We start from the raw sequence: 17120 nt of genomic DNA, 5'->3' as shown, positions 1-17120 counted from the left end.
TTATCTTTTTGTTGAATGAAAAATAAGTATTGATAGGATTTTTATATGCACATAAATTCCACTCTAACAGGAACAATATAACGCTTACTTAAACACCATAACGAACATATTTATTTTTAGGTCAATCTATCTATGAATCGCAAAATAACTTTTATCGCTGCGGCTATTACTTTTTCTATCGCTGGCGCAGCAAATGCTAGTTTAACCTTAACTGACGCACTAGGCGGTTCATCAGCGGAGGCCATCGCCTTCAGACAATGGGTACTCGACAATCATAAAATTAATGACCCCTTATTCGACTATTCCTCAGCATCTAAAGCCACCTTTGTTGACTCACCGACGACCAACATAGGCAGCAGCAATCAGACCGCTCATAATCTGCTCGATAGCCACAACTATGATTTGCAGACGTTCTGGATCCCGCAGTTTGAGTCTGATGAGGCAGAAATAGCGAAGCAAACTGTCGCACAGCCTGATCCGAATTATGCAGACAAACATACCGGCACTCCGCAATACGTTGTCAAAACTGACACTACCAAACCGGTTTATTACGGTGAAACGCATCGGCCAAATACGTCGCCCGTTGCCAACTATGCAGATAAGCACACCGGTACACCGCAATACGTGATTAAAACCGACGCTACCAAACCGGTGTATTACGGTGAAACACATCGGCCGAATACGTCGCCCGTTGCCAACTATGCAGATAAGCACACCGGCACTCCGCAATACGTTGTCAAAACTGACGCTACCAAACCGGTTTATTACGGTGAAACGCATCGGCCAAATACTTCAGCCACCGAAGTTGTTGGCAGAAATACAACCGCAGCCCCATATAAAACAACAACCAGCACTGAAACAGATAATTCACTGGATAAGCAACTTAACAAAAGACAGATATTTATCCTTAATAGCATGGCAGACACAGCGCGATACGACGCTCAGCAATTCAATGTCGACAACAGAAATATTGCTGAAAACCATCGTCGTAACGCTGAAAACAGCGCTGCAATAAGGGCAAACGCTCAGCGTTTAGATTCGGTTGAGCAGCATCAGTCATCACAAGATTCACGTATTGATGAGAATAAGAAACAAGCCTCGGCAGGAGTGAGTGCTGCCTTTGCCCAAGCTAATATCCCTCAGGTAACAGAGAACCAGCAGTTTGCCGTTGGCGCTGGCGTTGGTGGTTATGACAATGAGAACGCCATTGCCGTGGGTGCCTCATTTCATGCCACCTCAAATAGCGTGGTTAAACTGACAGTCTCTGATGATTCACAAGATAACGTTGGCTACGGCGCGGGTGTATCCGTCGGCTGGTAACTATCTACAGGCTATGATTAACAGTATTGGGGATGTCCCATCCCCGATGAGTGGAGAGAAATGATGAAAGCACAAAAATTATTGCTGGTTGGCATTGCAGTTGGACTGCTAGCGAGCTGCTCATCCCCAGCAGACCGCATGGCGAAATGTGAGTCTCAGGGCATCAGCAAAGACGCCTGCTATATCGCAGAGCAAAGCAGAGAAAACGCGATCAACTCGGCGGCAGAAAAGCAGGCGCTAGAAAACGCGCAGAAGCAGTATGCTCAAGCAACGCATAAGTCGGTGGTTAAAACCGGCTATGGCGTAACGGTCAAGCGTGGCGCTGATGGTATTGTCACCGTCGATGGTAAACCTGCAGCATTAGATGAAAAAAATGCCGATGCGTCGGTGTATTCACAGGGAAACTATCAGGTAATTTTTTATACCAAGGGAAAAGTGGCGCTGATGGAGAATCGTCAGTTTAAAGGCTATTTGAAGTAAGGTTAAAAGCCGGATGAGGTGAAAACAGCATCCGGCTACGTATTTTACATGATCAAGCCACAGAATCAGCTTTCATAGCCACTTGCAATGCTGCGTCTCGGCTGGCCAATACGCGTTCCACCGTATCAACTACGGCTTGAGTTTGCGGATCGATCTCAATATTCACTTTGTCGCCCAGACGTTTCACGCCAAGCGTGGTGCGTTGCAGAGTTTCTGGGATCAAATGCACGCAAAAACGGCTCTTCGTTACCTCGCCGATAGTCAAACTAATACCGTCGATACCGATAAAACCTTTGTGCAATACGTACTTCATCAGCTCAGGATTAGGCATTTTGAACCAAATCTGACGATTGTTCTCTGAGGTCAGGATTTTAACGATTTCAGCAGTACAGATGATATGGCCAGACATTAAATGCCCGCCGATTTCATCACTAAACTTCGCTGCTCGCTCCAGATTCACCACGCTACCTACCGTCACATCGCCCAGATTGGTGATGCGCAGCGTTTCTTTCATCAAATCAAAGCTAACCAGGTCGCCTTCCACTTTCGTCACGGTCAAACAACAGCCGTTGTGAGCAACGGACGCACCGAGCTCAAGATCGGGCAATAACTCCTGCGGAAATTTAACTACATGAGTACGAAAATTTGATTTTTCATCAATGGACACGACGGGAGCGGTGCCCTGAACAATACCGGTAAACATAAATGATGCCTCTGCAATAATGTCTTTTCGAAAACAATTATCTAGCAGTTTGCCGCAAACCCTAGATAAAACCAAATCCAGCCGCTAAAAAACAGCATATACCCGACTCATCAACTACACTTTTCATTCTCTTGTGCTGTATCTGCAGGTAGAATCGTTCACTCTCTGTTTATACTCTTCACGTTTGACGCCACATCGGCGATCGGATTGCTGAGTATCGCGTTACCCTCTTTAGGACTTTCCGCGAAGAGGCGTTTACTTGTCTGTTTTCTCTCTCATTTAAAATAAAAAGGTGTATACGTGCAGAAGTATTGGATAGAAGCGCGTAGCTTATTAGCTCTGGCTATTCCCGTTATCATTGCGCAGGTTTCACAAACGGCCATGGGTTTTGTTGACACCATCATGGCAGGCGGCGTTAGCGCCACAGATATGGCGGCCGTTGCCGTTGGGACCTCCATTTGGCTACCGGCTATTTTGTTTGGCCACGGTTTGCTGCTGGCTTTAACTCCGGTCATTGCTCAGCTAAACGGCGCGGGTCGCCGCGATAAAATTGAGCATCAGGTGCGACAAGGCTTCTGGCTGGCGTTTGGCGTGTCGGTTTTAATCATCGTAGTGCTTTATAATTCCAAACATATCATCGATATGATGCATAACATCGATCATGATTTGTCGAGCAAAGCCATAGGCTACCTGCACGCGATTATGTGGGGCGCGCCGGGGTATTTGTTCTTCCAGGTACTACGTAATCAGTGCGAAGGCCTGTCGAAAACCAAACCGGGCATGGTCATTGGTTTCATCGGTCTGTTGGTCAACATCCCGATTAACTACATTTTCATCTACGGGAAATTAGGCGCTCCAGCGCTGGGCGGCGTCGGCTGCGGCGTGGCCACGGGTAGCGTGTATTGGGTGATGTATTTCATTATGCGCTGGTATGTTCGTCATTCATCCAGCCTGCGCGATTTACGCCAAAAAGGCATGGAAGCCCCGCAGTGGGCAACGATCCATCGTCTGATTAATATCGGTATGCCGGTTGCTTTAGCGCTGTTTTTCGAAGTAACGCTGTTTGCCGTTGTCGCTTTGCTGGTTTCACCGCTGGGTATCGTTTCCGTCGCGGGCCATCAAATTGCACTGAACTTCAGCTCGCTGATGTTTGTATTGCCGATGTCACTCGGCGTAGCGGCCACTATTCGCGTGGGTTACCGGTTAGGCGAAGGCTCGGCAGAAAATGCGAAGGTCGCGGCGCGAACCAGTATTGCCGTGGGCATGACGATGGCGGCATGTACCGCTATTTTCACCGTTATCTTCCGCGAGCCTATTGCCCTGCTCTACAACGACAACCCTGAAGTTATCACCATGGCATCGCACCTCATGCTGCTGGCGGCAATTTATCAGATTTCCGATTCGGTTCAGGTTATCGGTAGCGGTGTGCTGCGTGGTTATAAAGATACGCGTTCGATTTTCTTTATTACTTTCACGGCATACTGGATTTTGGGGCTGCCAACCGGCTATGTGCTGGCGCTGACCGACTATATCGTTCCTGCAATGGGGCCAAGCGGCTTCTGGACAGGCTTTATTATCGGCCTAACCTCGGCCGCCATCATGATGGCGCTGCGTATTCGCTGGCTACAAAATCAGCCAGCCGCGTGGATCTTGCAGCGCGCAGCGCGTTAATCACTCTTATTCAACGGCATCCTAGATGCCGTTTTTTTCACCCAGATGCGCATATCATCAGCAATCGTGTGAATTTAAGAGGAATTTTTGGCAATCCCCCTTGCCAGCCGTGTCATGTGCCGTTAATATTCGTCCCCGTTGTCTGGCACGGCTTACGTGCTAACAAAGCAGTTCAGGATGCGTCCGTAGCTCAGTTGGTTAGAGCACCACCTTGACATGGTGGGGGTCGGTGATTCGAGTTCACTCGGACGCACCATTCTTAAGAAATTCTTCGTTGCGTCCGTAGCTCAGTTGGTTAGAGCACCACCTTGACATGGTGGGGGTCGGTGATTCGAGTTCACTCGGACGCACCATTCTTAAGAGATTCTTCGATGCGTCCGTAGCTCAGTTGGTTAGAGCACCACCTTGACATGGTGGGGGTCGGTGATTCGAGTTCACTCGGACGCACCATTCAATCTCTGTATCATCTTCTATCTAAAACCTATCCCTGTCCTACCTCGCTAAACGCTCTAATCATTCTTTATTACTGATTTTATCAACGCATTGCTAGTCTAAATATCGCTCGCAGGCTCTTTTCATTTGTTGCGCAACAAACGCAATGGATTTGTTACATTTGCGCAGCAATCGGCGTTTTTTTAACTAATCACGTGTTGATTTGGGCAAATTCGTTGTCATTTCCGATACTAAGACCGTATAATACGAAACGTCATTTCAATTGAATGGTTTCAGCCCTTGATCTGTCGCTACGCAAACTACAACTCATATATGCTTTCGCGCTTATCAATTCTTAAACGCGGAGAACACTTTTCCGCATCCATCCCCCAGCTGTCATCTATTCTTAGTAGTGTTTCTACATCCCGATTACCGACGTTCAAATTTTTAGGCAACGTTAACCTTTTAAGCAACATCGTTTTATCGGCTTCATCTCTTGCTCACGGCAATGCCTTGAGCACTCTGTTTTTTCAATCCATCACAACTTGCAGAAATTAAACTTCATGAAAAAGACCAAAATTGTATGCACCATCGGTCCTAAGACCGAATCCGAAGAAATGCTGAACAACATGCTGACCGCAGGCATGAACGTTATGCGTCTTAACTTCTCCCACGGTGATTATGAAGAACACGGACAGCGCATCAAAAACATCCGCGCTGTTATGGAAAAAACCGGCAAGAAAGCTGCAATCCTGCTGGACACTAAAGGTCCAGAAATCCGTACTATGAAACTGGAAGGCGGCAAAGACGCTGCGCTGACCGCTGGTCAGACTTTCACTTTCACCACTGATCAGAGCGTTATCGGCAACACCAGCCGTGTTGCTGTTACCTACCCTGGCTTCGCTGCTGACCTGAAAATCGGCAACACCGTTCTGGTTGACGATGGCTTGATCGGTATGGAAGTCATCGAAGTTTCAGAAACTGAAGTGGTATGTAAAGTTCTGAACGCAGGCGATCTGGGCGAAAACAAAGGCGTTAACCTGCCAGGCGTTTCTATCCAACTGCCAGCGCTGGCTGAAAAAGACAAACGTGACCTAGTATTCGGTTGCGAGCAAGGCGTTGATTTCGTTGCGGCTTCATTCATCCGTAAACGTTCTGACGTGATGGAAATCCGTGAGCACCTGAAAGCCCACGGCGGCGAAAACATTCAGATCATCTCTAAGATCGAAAACCAAGAAGGTCTGAACAACTTCGACGAAATTCTGGAAGCTTCTGACGGCATCATGGTTGCTCGTGGTGACCTGGGCGTTGAAATCCCAGTTGAAGAAGTTATTTTCGCTCAGAAAATGATGATCGAAAAATGTAACCGTGCACGTAAAGTTGTTATCACTGCAACTCAGATGCTCGATTCCATGATCAAAAACCCACGTCCAACCCGCGCAGAAGCAGGCGACGTGGCTAACGCCATTCTAGACGGTACTGACGCAGTGATGCTGTCTGGTGAAAGTGCTAAGGGTAAATACCCGCTTGAAGCCGTTAGCATCATGGCAACCATCTGTGAGCGTACTGACCGCGTGATGCAGAGCCGTATTGATACTCTGCACGACAGCCGTAAACTGCGCATCACCGAAGCCGTTTGCCGTGGCGCAGTAGAAACTGCTGAAAAACTGGACGCTCCACTGATCGTAGTTGCGACTGCCGGTGGTAAATCTGCGAAAGCCGTTCGTAAATACTTCCCAGATGCGATGATCTTGGCTCTGACCACTAACCCAGTTACCGCTCGCCAGCTGATCCTGAGCAAAGGCGTGGTTCCTATGCTGGTTAAAGAGATCGCTTCTACTGACGATTTCTACCGTATCGGTAAAGAAGTTGCGGTTGAAAGTGGACTGGCTCAGAAAGGCGACATCGTGGTTATGGTTTCTGGCGCACTGGTTTCCAGCGGCACCACCAACACCGCTTCCGTGCACGTTCTGTAATAGCATTTATTCTCAATATATCAAGCGCCGGTTTCCGGCGCTTTTTTTTTACATTTGTACAGCATTTTTTCCTCTTGAATTCGTATTATTAATATAATTAATTTTCAAATCAAATAAGATGAATCCAATAGAAATGACCTGTTTTCTCTCCTTTTTTTAACCTTTTGGCAAAAGAAGGCGTTTCTTTGAGCGAACGATCAAAATAAAGCGATTTAGTACGAAAAATTTATTCTCTTTAGAAAATAGTTTGTGTAATACTTGTAACGCTACATGGAGATTAACTCAATCTAGAGGGTTTTATAATGAATCGTACTAAACTGGTACTGGGCGCAGTAATCCTGGCTTCTACTATGCTGGCTGGTTGTTCAAGCAATGCTAAAATCGACCAACTGTCTACTGATGTTCAGACTCTGAACACCAAAGTTGATCAGCTGAGCAACGACGTTAACGCAATGCGCGCTGACGTTCAGACTGCTAAAGACGACGCAGCACGCGCTAACCAGCGTCTGGACAACATGGCTACTAAATACAAGAAATAATATTTCTTGAGTCATGTAATAAAGGCGCACTTCGGTGCGCCTTTTTTTATCTCTCAATTCCGCCCTTTCCCGCCCTTCTCTTCGCCGACTTGCCTTTAGCCCGTTTTTTTAAGATCAGCCCAGAACCTTCTTACATCGCAGCAATAAAAAAAGGACACCTTGCGGCATCCCTTTTAAATAATGTGAGACTGCGCTCAACGCTCGCTGTGAGTTTTTACTCTGTGGCGCTAGTCGAAGTTGCCTTAGCTTGCGTAATCTTCACTGCGTTCGTTTCAGGCTCTGATTTCACTTCCTGACCATGGTTCACAATCACCGGCATACCTGAACGGCGCTTCACAGCCTCGTCAAACACCAAACGATCGGTTAGCTGGCTGTCAGCAAACTTCTTCGCTGCTGGTTTTAGCGCAATATGCATCGTTTGTGGATCGTCTTTCTCAGTGCGCGATAGCGGCTGGTGCACTTCTACATAGCGCTTGCCATCGGGCTCCACCGACACCTTCACGGGTGCATTCACGATCTGCACGCGCGTTCCTTTCGGAACGGTTTTAAATAATGCTTCGATGTCGTCAGGACGCAGGCGGATACAACCAGAGCTAACGCGCATGCCAATACCGAAATTAGCATTAGTACCGTGAATCAGATAAACCCCACCCTGTGCGGATAGGCGTAGCGCGAACAACCCCATCGGGTTTTCAGGGCCAGCAGGGACCACAGCAGGCAGCGTGATACCCTCGGCTTTGTAATGCTTGCGGATATTGGCCGTTGGCGTCCACGTTGGGTTAGCAATCGGCTGAGAAACGCTGGTCACCATTTCTGGCGTATTTCGCCCTAGCTGACCAATACCAATCGGATAAACCACCACCTTGCTCTGGCCTTTCGGGTAGTAGAACAAACGCATTTCAGCCAAATTAATGACGATACCCTCACGTGGGGCATCCGGTAACAGCATCTGAGTCGGAATCGTCAGCACCGTACCCGGTTTCGGCAAGTAAGGATCTACGCCAGGGTTAGCTTCCAACATCCCTAGCAACCCGATTTGGAAGCGCGCGGCAACATCCTCTAGCGGTTTACCATTATTCTGTACGGTAAAGGTGGTGTTTTCGCCAATCAAACGGCTGTCTGGCGGCGGCAAAGGGTATTCGGTTGCATTGGCGACAGACGTCCCTGCCATCCATACCGAAAGCAACATAGTTACAAGAGGTAGTGCACGCTTCATGCTTGATTCCCAGTCTTATCAGTTATCCTTCAGGCCGAAGGATAATTAATTAATTGTACAAGGCTGTAGAACTGCCCGTTTTATAAACACCAGTTATACTAACAGCCAGAGAGGAAAAGGCAATTTAAATGCCAGTAAATCAATGCGTTACTAAAATATTTTTACTATATATTTCAGTTTGTTAACGGTTTCGCTGCTAATATGCACAAAAAATTAACCTTCGTGAATAAGATTGATCTGCTCTTCGCTGCACACTCGTGATGTATCCTGCACAAAAAAACCGCACCCCATTTCCCAGCAACTATAATTAATCAAATTGCGCGACTTCTCGCCCATCCTTCTTTCACGTCCCCGAACCGGGTGGAAATATTCAGGTGGAAATATGGTGCGCTGCCTATTTTTACTCATTGCTCTCTTCTTCATTGGCACTGCGAGCCACGCAGCGCCGAGCAAAACCCTTTCGCTTCCTACCACCATCAATTCTGTCTATGGTGATTTCGATGCCATGCAACAGCGCAGGATCATTCGCGTTTTGATCCCCTACAGCAAAACTTTCTATTTTTTGGATAACCAAGGCACCCCGCGTGGGCTGATGGTTGAGCTGATGCAACAGTTTGATAAAACGCTAAATAACGGCATCAAACCCGACAAAAAGATCCATATCGTCGTCATCCCCACCTCACGCGATAGGCTGATCCCTGATTTATTGGCGGGCAAAGGCGATCTGATTGCCGCAAACCTCACCATTACACCAGAGCGCCAACAGCAGGTTGATTTCGCCCTACCGCTAGCCAGCGGCGTGCATGAAGTGATTGTGGCCAATAAACTTCAACCGACACTCACAACGCGAGATGATTTAGCGGGAAAAAGCGTCTTTATCAATCCCGTCCACCAGCTATGTGCAAAGTATTGCGCAGCTTAATCAACATTTAATCAGCAACAAGCTGGCGCCGGTTGAAGTCATTAATGCACCGGGCAATCTAGAGCCTGAAGATATTTTAGAAATGGTGAATGCGAATCTGGCGGGTTACACCGTCGTTGACCGCTATCTCGCTTTGCTCTGGCAGAAGATCTATCCCAATCTAGTAACCTACGATCAATTCTCATTACGAACCGATGGTAATATTGCCTTAGCCGTTCGCAAAAATTCACCGCAGCTGCTCGCCGTTCTTAATCCGTTTTGTAAAGCGCATAAATTAGGCACATCGTTTGGCAACCAGCAGGTTTATAAATATTTGCGCAGCGTTAAGTGGGTAAAAAGTGCCACATCAGAAAAAGAGATCGCTAAATTCAACCAGCTCACGACCATATTCCAAAAGTATGGACAGGAATACAGCGTAGACTGGCTGCTGATGGTGTCACAGGGTTATCAAGAGTCACAGCTCGACCAAAGCAAACGTAGCCATAGCGGCGCGATTGGCATCATGCAGATCCTTCCCAGCACGGGAAAAGATCTTAAAGTCGGCGATATTTCATTGGCAGAGCCTAATGTCAATGCGGGAATTAAATATATCCGTTTTATGCAAGACCGTTATTTTGCCGATCAGCCAATGGATGAACTCAATAAGATGCTCTTCACTTTTGCGGCCTACAATGCCGGGCCTGCGAAGATAGAAAAACTGAGAAAACAGGCCAAGCTGATGGGGCTTGATCCTAACCGCTGGTTTAATAACGTGGAGCGCGTGGCGCAATTGAAAATAGGCAATGAAACGGTGCAGTACGTGAGTAATATTTTCAAATATTACGTTGCTTATACCCTCATCAAGCAGCAACAACAGAAGAAAGAGCAGGCCGTTCCGCCTGCTCCCAGCCAACCTAGTGCTTAATGATGTACATCGTCTGGCTATAGGCGACATCTTCAGGGTTAGTAATCGGATAGCCCTTCACCCAAGGCTTAATTAAGCGGCCATTGGTGTATTGATAGATCGGCGCAATCGGTGCTTGGTCGGCCAAAATTTGCTCGGCCTGCGCGTAATCTGCGTTACGTTTACCGGCGTCGGTTTCCTCGCTGGCCTGTTTTAATAGTTTGTCGTATCCCGGGCTGTTAAATTTAGCGATATTGCCGTTATGGGTCGACGTCAACAGCGTCAAGAATGTCGATGCTTCATTGTAGTCTCCCACCCAAGACGCACGAACCACATCAAATTTGCCGGTGTTGCGGCTATCGATATAGGTTTTCCACTCCTGATTAGTCAGTTTGACCTGTGCACCCAACGACTTTTTCCACATGGAAGCCACCGCGATCGCAATTTTCTGGTGGTTCTCTGAGGTGTTGTACAGCAAGGTGAGCTTTAACGGCTTATTCGGCCCATAGCCTGCTTCTTTCAGCCATGCTTTCGCTTGTTTGTTGCGTTCAGCCTGCGTCATTTTCTGAATAGCCAGCGGTACAGGCTCGAATCCTGCGGTTACATCTGGCGTTAAATGATAGGCAGGCTTCTCACCGGTACCTAATACTTTCTCGGCAATAATCTGTCTGTCGATGGCGTACGAGAGTGCTCTACGCACGCGAGCATCATTGAGCGGCGCTTTTTGCGTGTTAAAGGCGTAGTAATAGGTGCCTAACTGGTCCGGCGTATAGACCTGCTCGGGAATATCCTTCATTAATTTGTGATACATGTTTTTAGGGAAGGATTCTGTGATATCAATATCCCCTGCCAGATAGCGCTTGGTTGCCGCAGACTCTTGATTAATCGGGATAAACGTCACTTTAGTGATGACGGTATTTTTATGATCCCAATAATACGGATTAGGTTTTAACACAATTTTTTCGTTAACCACCCGCTCCTGCATGGCGTATGCGCCGTTACCCACCAAATTCTCTGGCTTAGTCCAATCGTTACCGTATCTTTCGATGGTTTTTTGCGGTACGGGGAACAAACTAAAATTAGCCAATAAGTTTACGAAGAACGGGACGGGCTTATTCAGCTGAACCACCAGCGTATGCGAATCCGGCGCAGCGACACCTAATTTTTGTACCGGCACTTGGCCGCTAATAATGCCTTCGGCATTGGCAATACCCGCCATTTGCGCAAACCAAGCAAACGGCGACAGCGTTTTAGGATTCACTAAACGCTGCCAGCTATAGACGAAGTCATAGGCCGTTACCGGATCGCCGTTCGACCACTTAGCGTTCTCACGTAGCTTAAACACATAGCGTTTATTATCGGTCGTTTGCCAACTCTGAGCCACGCCGGGCGTTGGCTTGCCGTCCGCGCCCTGATTAACCAATCCTTCAAACAGATCTCGCGCCACCTGCGCCTCGGGTAATCCCACCACCTTTGCCGGATCTAGCGAAGCCGGTTCATCTTTAATATGACGAACAATCTCTTGTTTTTCAGCCAAAACGGTTCCCGCAGGAACCTGCGCGGCCTGCGCAGAAACGAACCCCGAAGCAATCAATGCGGATAATGCAGTAATACGAAAAAGATGCATAAATAGAACCCTATATATCCAAAATCATTGGCACGGCCGGCAGCATTCCCTAATCCCAGACACCGTTATTCCCCACGCTCGTTTATTTTTGTCGTTGCGAACGTTTTCTGAGGTCAAAAAGTGTGCCTTAATAAGAAGGTTAACAGACGGAAATTATTCAGACTTAGACCCAAATAATTGGAGTTACATCCAAGCAGAAAGCGAGCACGGATGCAGCTTCAAGTATGACGGCATTATTCTACTATTACGGGAAAACTGTTGCATGGGAAATGGTGTAAAACAGATCCGCCCTCGCTCCGAACGTGGCCAAATTAGCGCGACGGCGGTCACCTATGGACATTCGTTGCTGGGCGCACCGCTGCTTTATTTCCCCGCCGTGCAGCCCGATCGTGATACGGGGCTGATTATTGCTGGCACCCACGGTGACGAAACTACCGCAGTCATCGCCTTATCCTGTGCGTTGCGCAGTCTCCAGCCGATGCAGCAACGTCACCATGTCATTTTGGCGGTCAACCCCGATGGCTGTCAGCTAGGATTGCGAGCAAACTCTGCTGGCGTGGATCTCAATCGCAATTTTCCTGCGGCTAACTGGCTACCCGGCCATAGCGTGTATCGCTGGAACAGCGCCAGCAGCGAAAGAGATGTTAGGCTATCCAGCGGCGACGCCGCAGGCTCAGAACCCGAAACGCAGGCGCTCTGCCAGCTGATTCACCGTTTGAAACCGGCGTGGGTCGTTTCATTGCATGAGCCTCTCGCCTGTGTGGAGGATCCGCACCAAACGCTGCTCGGGCAGCAACTTTCCGCCGATTTTGAACTGCCTTTAGTGAGCAACGTCGGATATGAAACACCGGGCTCATTTGGCAGCTGGTGTGCCGACCTCAGCCTGCCCTGCATTACGCTTGAGCTACCGGCGATTTCAGCCGACCTCGCCAGCGAAAAATACCTTCCAGCACTGCTGGCGCTGATCGATTACGATCTATAACCCGCGTTTTACGCAGGCACTTTAAGCTGAATGCCACCACAGCTGAAGTTCAGCGCAGGGCTTGCATCGTGCGCCAGCCATGTGGGGCCATCAAAATCCACGAATTTTGCTGCTGGAGCTAGCGGCAAAGCCGCACGAATGGCGCGAGAGGTGCAAATCATGCAACCCAGCATAATCGCCATGCCCTCTTTCTGCGCTAATGAACGCAGCGCTAGTGCCTCCGTCAGACCACCGGTTTTATCCAGTTTGATGTTTATCATGTCATAGCGACCTTTCAGCGCGGCAAAGTCATCGCGGGTATGACAGCTTTCATCTGCGCAAATCGGTAAGGGATGAATGAAATGAGCCAGCGCCTCGTCTTGATTCGCGGGTAAAGGCTGCTCCAGCATCACCACGCCAACATCGGCCAACAGCTGACAGCGCGCCGCTAGTCCTTCGGCCTGCCAAGATTCATTGGCATCAACGATTAACGTCATCTCGGGTACAGCGGCTCGGATCGCCATCAATCGTTCAGTAATAAGATGATCGTCGAGCTTGATTTTCAGCAACGTCGCACCCTTCTGAAATAAAGAAAGCGCGGTGGAGGCCATCTGTTCCGGCGATCCAATCGAGACGGTCTGCGCCATCACAATACGTTCTGGCTGTGGCACGTTGCACTGTTCCCACAACGTAGTGTTAGTTTGCTTACACACTAGATCCCATAGCGCACAGTCAACCGCATTCCGCGCCGCGCCTGCGGGTAACCGCGCTAATAACTCTCGGCGATCAAGGCCGTTCTCAATGGCGGACTTCACCGACGCAAGCTGCGCCAGCACAGAGTCAACGCTTTCGTCATAGCGCGCATAGGGCGTACATTCCCCGACGCCAACCACGCCGTCTTGCTCAATTTCAACGACGACAACGTAAGCTTCTGTTCGGCTGCCCCGAGCAATCACAAAGGGAGTATGCAAAGGCCAAACTTCTGAATAAAAACGCATTGTTTTCATGCTTATTCCTTAGCGCTAATAAAAGGCAGAATGCGGATAGGTGAAGTATTAGCCAAAAACATCATAATGTTATACCCAAAATAGTTCATGTTGCATTGAGGCAGCAAGTGAGCGCATCCCGATGAGCTTACTGATGTAAGTGACTCGGGTGTGCGAATGCAGCTAACAAAAATGCAGCATGAAATATGAAGGGTATACGTAGATATTTAAAATTGTTCGTATATTCAAGGCCATCGTGTTAGCGTAAACTCTAGTTCGTGTTAACCAACTGTAATAGGAAATACCATAATGACGCAGACAGTTCATTTTCAAGGCAACCCAGTACACGTAGCCGGTAAAATCCCTCAGGCTGGCGATAAAGCCAAACCTTTCAAACTGGTAGCCAAAGACCTTTCCGATGTTGATCTGGCAAGTCTGGCTGGTAAACGTAAAATCCTGAATATCTTCCCAAGCATTGATACCGGCGTTTGCGCAGCATCAGTGCGAAAATTCAACCAGCTGGCAAGCCAGACTGATAACGCCGTTGTGCTGTGCATTTCGGCCGACCTTCCTTTCGCTCAGTCTCGCTTCTGCGGCGCTGAAGGTCTGAACAACGTCATCACACTGTCGACCCTGCGTGGTGGCGACTTCAAGCATGATTACGGCGTCGCCATTACCGATGGCCCATTGGCCGGTTTAACCGCGCGTGCCGTGGTCGTTTTAGACGGCAACGACAACGTGGTCTACAGCCAACTGGTGAACGAAATCACCGAAGAGCCAAACTACGATGCGGCATTAGCTTCTCTGAAGTAATTCTGTTGCGATATTTATTGTAGTCACGATAGAAACAAAAACGCGGTGCTGAATTCAGCACCGCGTTTTTTTAGTTCTCTTCTGCGTCTGGGTGAGTTTCCACATGACGCCGACTGCTAAGGCCATACTCGCGGAGTTTATTGGCAATCGCGGTATGCGATACGCCTAAACGTTTTGCTAGCTTACGCGTGCTTGGATAGTTGCGGTACAAACGAGTTAGCACCGAACGCTCGAAGCGCTTGCAAATATCATCCAGCGAACCGTCCAGCACTTCGTCACCCAACGCCATTTCAGCTTCAAACTCTGGCAGAACAACGTCTTGTGGACGCAGCTCATAGCCCTCGAGCTGGGTTAACGCACGATAGATCGCATTCTTCAACTGACGAACGTTGCCCGGCCAGCCGTACTGGCTAAGGAACGCGTTCAACTCAGGTGCTAAACGCGGTCTTGGCATCCCTTGCTCATCGGCAAAGCGCGAGACAAACAGCTCGGTCAACGGCATGATATCCTGCGTACGTTCGCGCAGTGGCGGCAGATTCAACGTCAAGACGTTAAGGCGATAATAAAGATCCTCACGGAACAATCCGCGCTGCACCAGATCGATCAGGTTTTTCTGCGTCGCACAGATAACGCGAACGTCTACGCTCACCTCGTGCTCTTCACCCACGCGGCGGAATGTGCCGTCGTTGAGGAAACGTAGCAGTTTGGTTTGCATACGCGGTGACATCTCACCGATTTCATCCAGCAATACCGAGCCACCGTTGGCCTGTTCAAAGAAGCCTTTTTTGCCTTCCAGCGCATTCGGATAAGCACCCGCTGCGTGGCCAAACAGTTCGCTCTCGGCCACGTCGTCTGGCAAGGCGGCACAGTTCAATGCCAAGAAAGGCTGTTTGCCGCGTGGGCTACGCAGATGACAGGCGCGAGCCAGGACATCTTTACCGGTACCGGTATCGCCCACAATCAGCAAAGGTGCGTCTAACATGGCGAGCTTACGCGCCTGCTCGAGCACCTGACGCATTTTCGGGCTAACACCAATAATGTGTTCGAATTCGCTATCGTCATTCACCGTGAGGTTTTGCAGCTGACGCCCAATGCGAACCGCCGATTTCAACACCACAACCGCGCCCACGGGGGCAGACATTTCGCCCTGCTCTTCACCCAGATAGATTGGCGTGATATCCATCAGATAATCTTGACCGCGAATAACCACTTTTTCGGCATGGGGAGCAACGGTTTCGTTCTCCAACCAACGCAAAAAGTTGTAGCCGCCAATCAGTCCACCTGCGGTTTGATTACAGATCTTGTCTTCTGTGGTACCAAACAGCGTTAGCGCCGCTTGGTTTGCCAGCTCAACCTTCCCTTTCATATCAATAGAGAAAACGGGCTCCGGCAAGGATTCTAGCAACGCCCACATAGCACGGTGTTCACGCTCTGACGGCATGTATGGCACGGTGCGTACGTCGGTGACACCGCTGATGCGGCGGATCTCTGCCATTAACTGACGGAAGACTTCAAAGTCAAGTTCATTAAAATTCAAATAGATACGACCGATGGTATCGATCTCAATCCCGCGCAAATCAATATTACGCGCTGCCAGCAGATCCAGCAGTTCTCGGGTTAAGCCGATTCGGTCTTCACAAAAAACTTCCAGGCGCATCAGTTTTGACCTTAATCTGCATATTACGGTGTGTAAAACATACGTGTAGATACACGAGAGAAAACCAATTGCCCTACATCACGTTGACTATCATTGTGATTGTACGACAACTGAAACAGTAACTGTCAGTATAAGTTGACAGATCTTTCTATTGTTATCCAGCCAGTCATATCTGATTTACAACTTAGCTAACTATAAACTTGAGCAATGACGCCTCAACAATTGTTACAACAGACTATATAATTGTCTCCAAAGTAGGCATCATGCAAATAACATCATATCTAGACAGCAGAATCTTATCACCTATTCATCACACATTTTAGATATAAATAGGGGAAGTGCAGCATATGATCATCCGTCAGGCCGTCCCTGCAGACTATGATAGCATTTTGGAAATTCAGCGACTGAACACGCCTGAAAATCTGGATGCTGAAAACCTCCAACAGGGATACATCGTTTCACAAATGAGCCGAGCCCAGCTTGAAGCCATCAACAGCAAACTGGGCATTTTAGTTGCCGTTGAAGGCAAAACCGTCGCCGGATTCGTCTGTATGACTGCAACCTGCGCCAAACCACATCCTCCGGTGATTGATGCGCTGCTCGAACAGACCGAAACCCATTCGCTTAATCAGCGTCCGATGACTGAACTCAACCCTTTTCTGTACGGGCCAGTATGCATCTCGCGCCGTTTTCGCGGCGCTGGCGTGCTTTCCCAGCTTTTCACTGCGGTAAAAGCACATATGCATGGAAAATACGACGCGGGTTTGGCCTTTATCGCTGACGATAATCCGCACTCGCTCGTTGCCCACATTCAAGGACTTGGCATGAGCGATGTCACACGCTTTCGCTTCGATGGAAAAGATTACCACCTTGTGGCTTTTGAGGTATAAATAACAGCTTAGATATTGTTTCAATGAGATTTTATTTAACTATA

15 protein-coding genes and 3 tRNA genes are annotated in these 17120 nt (G+C 48.6%); 13 read left to right on the top strand and 5 right to left on the bottom strand.

The features are described 5' to 3' along the window. Nucleotides 1-132: 132 nt before the first annotated feature. On the top strand, nucleotides 133-1320 hold the full coding sequence (locus U0008_RS10235) for a YadA C-terminal domain-containing protein (RefSeq protein ID WP_051874134.1): 1188 nt from the start codon (nucleotides 133-135) through the stop codon (nucleotides 1318-1320). Nucleotides 1321-1383: 63 nt separating this feature from the next. Continuing rightward, nucleotides 1384-1800 (top strand): hypothetical protein, encoded by a 417-nt coding sequence (locus tag U0008_RS10230; RefSeq protein WP_038502184.1) that lies wholly within the window; start codon nucleotides 1384-1386, stop codon nucleotides 1798-1800. A gap of 52 nt (nucleotides 1801-1852) precedes the next feature. On the opposite strand, the gene U0008_RS10225 is transcribed toward U0008_RS10230, so the two are convergent. Continuing rightward, nucleotides 1853-2503: a riboflavin synthase gene (locus U0008_RS10225; protein WP_025801236.1), complete on the bottom strand. Its 651-nt coding sequence runs from the start codon at nucleotides 2501-2503 to the stop codon at nucleotides 1853-1855. Between the two features lie 300 nt (nucleotides 2504-2803). On the opposite strand from U0008_RS10225, the gene U0008_RS10220 reads away from it, so the two are divergent. The 6 genes from U0008_RS10220 (at nucleotide 2804) to U0008_RS10195 (ending at nucleotide 7121) form a co-directional block, all read left to right on the top strand. Further along, nucleotides 2804-4174, top strand: coding sequence for an MATE family efflux transporter (locus U0008_RS10220; protein WP_025801235.1), 1371 nt, complete (start codon nucleotides 2804-2806; stop codon nucleotides 4172-4174). A 179-nt stretch (nucleotides 4175-4353) separates the two neighbouring features. Further along, a tRNA-Val gene (locus U0008_RS10215) sits at nucleotides 4354-4430 on the top strand. A gap of 20 nt (nucleotides 4431-4450) precedes the next feature. Continuing rightward, a tRNA-Val gene (locus U0008_RS10210) sits at nucleotides 4451-4527 on the top strand. Between the two features lie 20 nt (nucleotides 4528-4547). Continuing rightward, a tRNA-Val gene (locus U0008_RS10205) sits at nucleotides 4548-4624 on the top strand. A 545-nt stretch (nucleotides 4625-5169) separates the two neighbouring features. Beyond that, a complete protein-coding gene (gene pykF, locus U0008_RS10200; RefSeq protein WP_025801234.1) occupies nucleotides 5170-6582 on the top strand; it encodes a pyruvate kinase PykF in 1413 nt (470 codons plus the stop codon). Between the two features lie 302 nt (nucleotides 6583-6884). Beyond that, nucleotides 6885-7121 carry a major outer membrane lipoprotein gene (locus tag U0008_RS10195; protein ID WP_025801233.1) on the top strand — a complete coding sequence of 79 codons (237 nt, stop codon included), beginning with the start codon at nucleotides 6885-6887 and terminating at the stop codon, nucleotides 7119-7121. Nucleotides 7122-7335: 214 nt separating this feature from the next. Here U0008_RS10195 and U0008_RS10190 read toward each other — a convergent pair whose 3' ends face one another. Further along, the gene (locus tag U0008_RS10190; RefSeq protein WP_043493097.1) at nucleotides 7336-8337 is read right to left on the bottom strand and encodes a L,D-transpeptidase family protein; all 1002 of its coding nucleotides are present in this window, start codon (nucleotides 8335-8337) and stop codon (nucleotides 7336-7338) included. 382 nt (nucleotides 8338-8719) lie between these two features. On the opposite strand from U0008_RS10190, the gene U0008_RS10185 reads away from it, so the two are divergent. Both U0008_RS10185 and U0008_RS10180 read left to right on the top strand, forming a co-directional pair. Then, on the top strand, nucleotides 8720-9259 hold the full coding sequence (locus U0008_RS10185; protein ID WP_226930220.1) for a transporter substrate-binding domain-containing protein: 540 nt from the start codon (nucleotides 8720-8722) through the stop codon (nucleotides 9257-9259). After that, on the top strand, nucleotides 9237-10163 hold the full coding sequence (locus tag U0008_RS10180; RefSeq protein ID WP_227660089.1) for an MltF family protein: 927 nt from the start codon (nucleotides 9237-9239) through the stop codon (nucleotides 10161-10163). Before U0008_RS10185 ends, U0008_RS10180 begins: the two co-directional genes overlap by 23 nt. Here the strand turns inward: U0008_RS10180 and U0008_RS10175 are convergent. Continuing rightward, nucleotides 10153-11769 carry a peptide ABC transporter substrate-binding protein gene (locus U0008_RS10175; protein ID WP_043493096.1) on the bottom strand — a complete coding sequence of 539 codons (1617 nt, stop codon included), beginning with the start codon at nucleotides 11767-11769 and terminating at the stop codon, nucleotides 10153-10155. The genes U0008_RS10180 and U0008_RS10175 overlap by 11 nt on opposite strands. A 262-nt stretch (nucleotides 11770-12031) precedes the next feature. Here U0008_RS10175 and mpaA point away from each other — a divergent pair, with 262 nt between their 5' ends. After that, nucleotides 12032-12751, top strand: a complete 720-nt coding sequence (mpaA, locus tag U0008_RS10170; protein WP_043493094.1) for a murein tripeptide amidase MpaA — start codon at nucleotides 12032-12034, stop codon at nucleotides 12749-12751. Between the two features lie 8 nt (nucleotides 12752-12759). Here mpaA and ycjG read toward each other — a convergent pair whose 3' ends face one another. Continuing rightward, the gene (gene ycjG / locus U0008_RS10165; RefSeq protein ID WP_043493093.1) at nucleotides 12760-13737 is read right to left on the bottom strand and encodes an L-Ala-D/L-Glu epimerase; all 978 of its coding nucleotides are present in this window, start codon (nucleotides 13735-13737) and stop codon (nucleotides 12760-12762) included. A gap of 288 nt (nucleotides 13738-14025) precedes the next feature. Here ycjG and tpx point away from each other — a divergent pair, with 288 nt between their 5' ends. Beyond that, on the top strand, nucleotides 14026-14529 hold the full coding sequence (gene tpx, locus U0008_RS10160; protein ID WP_025801227.1) for a thiol peroxidase: 504 nt from the start codon (nucleotides 14026-14028) through the stop codon (nucleotides 14527-14529). Nucleotides 14530-14599: 70 nt separating this feature from the next. On the opposite strand, the gene tyrR is transcribed toward tpx, so the two are convergent. Then, nucleotides 14600-16186, bottom strand: coding sequence for a transcriptional regulator TyrR (gene tyrR / locus U0008_RS10155; RefSeq protein WP_025801226.1), 1587 nt, complete (start codon nucleotides 16184-16186; stop codon nucleotides 14600-14602). A gap of 347 nt (nucleotides 16187-16533) precedes the next feature. Here tyrR and U0008_RS10150 point away from each other — a divergent pair, with 347 nt between their 5' ends. After that, a complete protein-coding gene (locus tag U0008_RS10150) occupies nucleotides 16534-17076 on the top strand; it encodes a GNAT family N-acetyltransferase (protein WP_025801225.1) in 543 nt (180 codons plus the stop codon). Nucleotides 17077-17120 lie beyond the last annotated feature (44 nt).

It is taken from the genome of Hafnia alvei, assembly GCF_034424155.1.
GTDB lineage: Bacteria > Pseudomonadota > Gammaproteobacteria > Enterobacterales > Enterobacteriaceae > Hafnia > Hafnia alvei.
Note: the sequence above shows the minus strand (reverse complement) of the source record. Positions and strands in the feature narration are given on the sequence as shown.